A 6,260-nucleotide genomic window follows, 5' to 3' on the forward strand; every position below is an offset into this window, starting at 1 on the left:
CTTCGCTACGCAGGCTGCCTTTGGCTGATTTGCATTAACTGCTGGGCAAGGCTTGCAACGGCGGGGATTTTGCTTTTGCTGTTGAACTCGCCGTTAAGGCTGGACCAGCGCGGGCGGGTGCGGGCTTTTTTCAGCAGTTCGGGCAGGTTTTCAGGCTGCCACGGCGGTGCGGCGGGGTGTTGCAGGGCGATGGGGCTTAGGCTGGCGTGTCCGCGCGTTTGCAGCAGGGCGAGCAAGGCAAGGGCGCGGGCGGCAATCAGCGTGAGCGTGGGGTTGGCGATGTATAGGGTGTCGGTGCCGTTGATTTTGTGGTACAGGCTTTGCCAGTTGGTGGCGATGCCGCCGATGATGCCGCCGATTACGCTGCCTAGCCCCAGCGATGTGCCGAGCGTGAGCGCGTCTAGCCCCAGCCCGATGAGTGCACCTGCGGCTGCGCCTGTGCTGGTGCGGATGCCGTAGGCTTTGAGTTGCTCGGCATCAAATAGGTCTTGGCTGAATGCTTGGATGGCGGATGGCGTGGGGCTGGCCCAGTCGCTTTGATAGAAGCGGTAGAGTTGCGCTAGGCGTTGTTGGGCGTGGTGTTCGTGTTGGCGCACGGCGTTTTGCATGGTGGCTTGGGCGGTGGCTAGGGCTTCGCTGTCGGGTTTTTCGTGGGCGTAGGCGGCGATGTTAATCAGGCTTTCGGCGATGATTTGGTGGGCGGTTTGGTTGAGCTGTTGCCATTCTTGTTGGCGGTGGGCGATAAGGGTGTCGATGATTTGGCGGCTGGGCAGCATGGTGGCTAGGTTGTGCCAAAGCTGGATTTCGCCGTTGAAATCAAAGGCGATGGTGTCAAAGCTGCTGATAACGTGCAGATTGCGGCGGGCAAGGGTGGTTTGCCATGCGCTTAAATCGCTGCCGTGGGTGAAGTTGAACACGGGCATAATCGGCTTGGCGCACCACGATAGGATGGTGAGTTCGTCTTTGTATTTGGGTAGCACGGGCTCGCGCGCATCGATGACATATAACGCGGTGTCGCTGTGGATAAGCTGGCGCAGCACTTTGGCTTCTTGCGAGAAGTCGCTTTGCGCTTGGGGACTGGCGAGAAATTGATTGATGCGGTCTATGCCGTCTTGCTGGGGGCGAGTGTGGGCTTCTAGCCAGTCTAAAACGCCGCCTGCGTCTTCTAAACCAGGGGTGTCGTAGAGTTGGATTTGGGGTTGCGCTTGGATGTTGATGCTGGCGGTTTCCACATGGCGCGTGGTGGCGGCGGCGTTTTGCACTTCGCCAAATTGGCTGTCGCGCAGCAAGGTGCGCAGCAGGGATGTTTTGCCGGTGTTGGTGTGCCCAACGATGGCAAGATGCAATGGGGGCATTTTCAGGCTGCCTATGCAAATAGTGGATACAGGTTCTAATGATGAAAAATCCTGTTTCGCGGGGAAACAGGATTGTGTGTATGGGGCGGCGAGCCTGACCCCCGGCACTGGCTTTTTTAAGTGGGCTGCTGGCTTCCGCCCCTGACCCGTTGCTCAAAATTGCCATGCGGGGAGACCCGCCAATGAAGTCGCGCATTATAGCGGATATTGGGGATTTGGCAAGCGGTAGGGCAGCCTGAAAATGGGTTTGTGTATTGTGGTGGGCATCCGATTAGCTTTAACCATGCGTCTCGTGCCGACGGGGCACTTAGAACCTGTATTCACTATTTTCATAGGCATCTTTTATGCCCTAAAAACGCGGCTACTGCGTTAAAAATGCTCGCAAGGTGTTCACCTTGCTGTGCTTTTGCCTTGTATCCACGCTTTTATGTCATAAAATCTACCTATGAAAATAGTGAATACAGGTTCTTACTTTTCTTTGCTTCGCCAAAGTGTGAACCTGCATTCATCATCCACACGATAACTTTCACGCCTTAAAAACATGGCTACGGCGTTGCAAATGCTCGCAAGGTGTCCACCTTGCTGCGCTTTGCGCCTTGTATCCATGCTTTTATGACGCAAAATCTATTCGCGCGGATAATGAATACAGGTTCAAAGCAAAAGAAAGGTGACCCCGACGTGCAGGTTCGCTGCGCGAACTTCCCTCACTGCGCATCCTTTTTCCGGCGCGTGCGAACTAGCCGCACTTCGTGCGTCGTCGAACAAGCGCACGCTTTTTTCCGAAAAAAGGATGCTCCGTTCGGCTGGACGTAGGGGAATAGGCAGTAGCATTAAACATTTTTGGAGAGTTAGGCAGCCTGAAACCCCATCTACCCAACAAAAAACCGTTTGGCGCAACACCAAACGGTTGGGTTCTTAGCTTCGCAACTCTGCTGCGCTTCGCAGGCTGTCTTTGCGTGATGGCTTTACTAAATGGCTGCAATCGCCACTGCTTCGCCTGCTGCCGCGCTTAATGCTTCGTTGAGCACGTCAAAAAATTCGCGTTCATTGCGGGTGGCGAGCCATTGTCCGTTGCGTTCGGCAAAGTGGTAGCCGCCGCTTTTGGTTGCTATCCATAGCTCTTGGTTGGGCGTGTGGCGATTGACGATGATTTGCGTGCCGTCGTCGGCTTCTATGGTGAGCACGTTGCCTGCGCGGGTGCAGTCAAAGTCGTAGTGGTCTAGGCTGTCTTCAAGGTGGGTGAACAGGGCTTCGCTGTGGGCGATAAATTCGGTTTCGGTCATGGGGTTTCCTTGTGTGTGAGTAAGAGATTAGGCAGCCTGAAAGTTATTTTTCTGCGGCGTTGTTTTGGTATTCAATCAAATCGGGCGGGTGTTTACGGTTTGGGTTGGGCTGAAAACTACTTTCAGGCTGCCTTTGGGCTTTTTTGCCATCTTGCACCACAAAATCGCCTTCAATAATGTTGCCATCGTTGCTGCCGCTGCCGCGTGTAACCGGGGATTGGCTAAACGGGTCGTAGCTGCTAAATGGTTTTTGCTGCGGATTGTTTTGGCTGGGCGCGCTGCCCAAGGGGAGCAGCAACAGCAAGGCAATCAGGTCGGAGAAAAACCCCGGTAGCATCAGCAAAAAGGCGGCGATGGGGATGCGGATGGGGTAGAGCATTTGGTAGAGCGAGATTTGCCCGCCTGTGCGCAAGATGCCGCCTGCGAGCAGCAGTTGCGATAGCCCTGCGCTGCGTTTCATCAAAAATGAGCCGAGCATAAAGGCGAGTATCATCAAGCCGAGCGTGGCAAGCCCGCCGATGAGTTTGCTGATAAAGATGATGGAGAAGATTTCGGCAAAAATCAGGATGAGCAGGGCGATTCCGAGATATTGCATGTTGGTCTTTCGGGAAAGGTTGCGATGGGGCGATAGATAGGGATAGGGCGCGATTATACAAGTTTTGCGTTTGTAAAACGCAGTTAAGAACCTGTATTCGCTATTTCCATAGGCATCTTTCATGCCCTAAAACCGCGGCTACTGCGTTAAAAATGCGCGCAAGGGGTACAAACCTTGCTGCGCTTTTTGCCTTGTATCCACATTTTTATGTCATCAAATCTGCCTATGCGAATAATGAATACAGGTTCTACGTGCGGGTGCTGCTATAATCCGCGGTTTCAGGCTGCCTTGCGAGTTGTTTTATGAAATTTGCTATTCGTTTGTTGATGGGGCTGGGCGCGGCGGTGCTGTTGGCGGCGTGTTCCAGCAGCGGCACGGCGCAGCACACGCGCTGTCGCCATCCTGACAAGGGCTTTTATTGCGTGAAAGCGGGGGATAATTTGTATCGCATTGGCTTGCGCTTTGGCGCGAGTGTGAACCAGTTGAAAAGTTGGAATAATTTGCGCAGCGATAAGGTGGTGGTGGGGCAGCAGTTGCGCGTGAGCCGTGGAGCTACGGCTTCGGCGGCGAATTATGCGCCTGCGCCTGCTGCGCCTGCTGTGCCGCCCATTGCGCTGCGGATGCCTGCCAATGGGCGCATTGTGCGCGAGTTTGGCGGTGGCAATCGCGGGGTGGATATTGCGGGCGAGTCGGGCGCGCCTGTGTTGGCGGCGGCGGCGGGGCAGGTGGTTTATATTGGCACGGAAGTGCGCGGTTATCCGAATTTGATTTTAATCCGCCACAATGCGGCGTTGATTACGGCGTATAGCAACAATGCGGGCGTGCTGGTGGCCAACAATGCGCGGGTGGAGGCGGGGCAGCAGATTGCCACGATGAGCAGCAGTTTTCAGTCCAACGAGGGCGTGCTGCATTTTGAAGTGCGCGAAAATGGCAAGGCGGTGAACCCGAGAAATTATTTGCGCTAAATGGTTTTAGCTTCGCTGAACTTCGTTTCAGGCTGCCTTGGATAAGCACAGTTAGGCAGCCTGAAAATGGATTAAGGACAACAATATGGCACTAGCAAAACGAATCATCCCATGTTTGGATGTGGACAATGGGCGCGTGGTGAAAGGCGTGAACTTTGTCGGCTTGCGCGATGCGGGCAACCCCGTGGACGTGGCGCAACGCTACAACGATGAAGGCGCGGATGAACTCACGTTTTTGGACATTACCGCCAGCAGCGACAACCGCGACACAATTTTGCACGTGATTGAAGACGTGGCCAGCCGCGTGTTTATCCCGCTCACGGTGGGCGGTGGCGTGCGCAGCGTGGCGGATATTCGCCGCTTGCTCAACGCGGGTGCGGACAAGGTAAGCATCAACACGGCGGCAGTAAGCCATCCCGATTTGGTGAGCGAAGCGGCGGCATTTTTTGGTTCGCAGGCGATTGTGGTGGCGATTGATGCCAAAGCGGTGGACGAGCGCAACAGCCAATGGCACGTTTTCACCCACGGCGGGCGCAACGACACGGGTTTGGATGCGCTGGATTGGGCGCGGGAAATGCAGCGGCGTGGCGCGGGCGAGATTTTGCTGACCAGCATGGACAGAGACGGCACAAAAATCGGCTTCAACCTGCCGCTGACCCGCGCGGTGTCCGATGCGGTGGCGATTCCCGTGATTGCATCGGGCGGAGTGGGCACGGTGCAGCATTTGATGGACGGCGTGTTGCAAGGCAAAGCCGATGCCGTGCTGGCGGCGAGTATTTTTCACTTTGGCGAAGTGAGCATCCGCGAAGCCAAGCTGGCGATGCAGCAGGCGGGGATTGAAGTGCGGTTGTAGGGGTGGCTTTGCACGAGCGTGGTTTAGCTACGCTGAACTGTGTTTCAGGCTGCCTGATGTGTTGCGCGTTGCATGATTAAAGGCAGTCTGAAAATGGGGAATGGCAGGGCAGGGCGATTGGATGTCAAACAATCATCCAGCCCAATAGGCAGCCTGAAAATATAGCCAGCCTGAAAACCATCTGCCCCAACCATTAAAACCATGCGCCACTCTGCGGATAACGTTTTCAGGCTGCCTTATCCCTAAAACCGTGCCAAGCCACCTCATCCCAACCCGCCCCGCAATCCACCCAAACAATCCATCAAGAACAATCAACCAAAACACCCCATCAAACCACACCCAAAGCAGCCTGAAAATGCCCCGCACCCCTTTTCCGCTCCTTATCGCGTTCACGCTCACCCAAACCGCCTGCACGTCCGTCCTGTGGAACGGCGGCATATACGATGCTGACCGCGCCATCCAAACTCAACGCCAAATCGCGCGTACGCAAAGCGACACCATCCACACCATCAGCCAAATCCCGCGCCACGCCAACCCCCAGCTTTCAGGCAGCCTAATCCTGCAAGGCGAGCAATATTGGTACGCCATCCACCCCAGCGTGTCGCAAGACCTAGCCGCCACCCTACGCGCCCCACTGCCCCAGCCCTACCGCATCGTCCAACCATACAGCGGCGCGCCCCAGCCCAGCCTGCGCATCCTGATTACCGACCAAAACCACTTTATCAGCAACTTCTGCCTAGACTACATCGCCCAAGGCAGCCTGAAAGCCGTAGACTTTAACGAAGCCAAAACAAGCGAAACGAATGCCCACACCATCACCCCAAGCGAACAAACCACCCTAGCCCAGCTCAAATTCCAACCCCAAGCCGCCCCCAACCACTACCGCAAATGCATCGCCACCACAGGCACGGTGTACCAAACCCCGCCCAGCCAAGCCATCAGCCACACGCTGCCCCAGCCCATCGCTGCCGAGCTGGTGTTTGAAGAAAAAAAGGTCAGCATCAGCCGCCGCAAGCTCACCCGCAACGTCTTGTTTACCCCGCTCGCTTTCGCCACAGACATCACCAGCGGCATGGTGATAATGTCCGTATTGCTGATTGGCGGCTTGTTTTAGCGTTTTAGCTACGCTGAACTGCGTTTCAGGCTGCCTAATCTGTAGAAATCCCTAGCGTTGTTTACAGTATTTCAAGGACAATACCGTAAATGAAC

The 6,260-nt window shown here is 55.4% G+C and carries 8 protein-coding genes and 1 other RNA gene; 3 read left to right on the forward strand and 6 right to left on the reverse strand.

Annotated features, from left to right (window positions below):
• Positions 1-5: 5 nt before the first annotated feature.
• The 5 genes from Q4A85_RS09150 to Q4A85_RS09170 form a co-directional block, all read right to left on the reverse strand.
• Positions 6-1,355 carry a GTPase/DUF3482 domain-containing protein gene (locus Q4A85_RS09150; protein ID WP_303109657.1) on the reverse strand — a complete coding sequence of 450 codons (1,350 nt, stop codon included), beginning with the start codon at positions 1,353-1,355 and terminating at the stop codon, positions 6-8.
• Positions 1,356-1,439: 84 nt separating this feature from the next.
• An RNA gene (gene ffs, locus Q4A85_RS09155) (signal recognition particle sRNA small type) lies at positions 1,440-1,536 on the reverse strand.
• Positions 1,537-1,550: 14 nt separating this feature from the next.
• Positions 1,551-1,688, reverse strand: a complete 138-nt coding sequence (locus Q4A85_RS09160; protein WP_303109658.1) for a hypothetical protein — start codon at positions 1,686-1,688, stop codon at positions 1,551-1,553.
• 635 nt (positions 1,689-2,323) lie between these two features.
• Entirely contained in the window at positions 2,324-2,638 is a 315-nt protein-coding gene (gene cyaY / locus Q4A85_RS09165) for an iron donor protein CyaY (RefSeq protein ID WP_303109659.1), read from the reverse strand.
• Between the two features lie 43 nt (positions 2,639-2,681).
• Positions 2,682-3,233: an FxsA family protein gene (locus Q4A85_RS09170; RefSeq protein ID WP_303109661.1), complete on the reverse strand. Its 552-nt coding sequence runs from the start codon at positions 3,231-3,233 to the stop codon at positions 2,682-2,684.
• A gap of 302 nt (positions 3,234-3,535) precedes the next feature.
• On the opposite strand from Q4A85_RS09170, the gene Q4A85_RS09175 reads away from it, so the two are divergent.
• Positions 3,536-4,198 (forward strand): peptidoglycan DD-metalloendopeptidase family protein, encoded by a 663-nt coding sequence (locus Q4A85_RS09175; protein ID WP_303109663.1) that lies wholly within the window; start codon positions 3,536-3,538, stop codon positions 4,196-4,198.
• Positions 4,199-4,283: 85 nt separating this feature from the next.
• Entirely contained in the window at positions 4,284-5,051 is a 768-nt protein-coding gene (gene hisF / locus Q4A85_RS09180) for an imidazole glycerol phosphate synthase subunit HisF (protein ID WP_303109664.1), read from the forward strand.
• A 44-nt stretch (positions 5,052-5,095) separates the two neighbouring features.
• Here the strand turns inward: hisF and Q4A85_RS09185 are convergent, their stop codons facing one another.
• Positions 5,096-5,254, reverse strand: a complete 159-nt coding sequence (locus tag Q4A85_RS09185) for a hypothetical protein (RefSeq protein ID WP_303109666.1) — start codon at positions 5,252-5,254, stop codon at positions 5,096-5,098.
• A gap of 152 nt (positions 5,255-5,406) precedes the next feature.
• On the opposite strand from Q4A85_RS09185, the gene Q4A85_RS09190 reads away from it, so the two are divergent.
• On the forward strand, positions 5,407-6,165 hold the full coding sequence (locus Q4A85_RS09190) for a hypothetical protein (RefSeq protein ID WP_303109668.1): 759 nt from the start codon (positions 5,407-5,409) through the stop codon (positions 6,163-6,165).
• The last annotated feature ends 95 nt before the right edge of the window (positions 6,166-6,260 follow it).

This window comes from Kingella sp. (in: b-proteobacteria), assembly GCF_030527935.1.
Lineage (GTDB): Bacteria > Pseudomonadota > Gammaproteobacteria > Burkholderiales > Neisseriaceae > Kingella_B.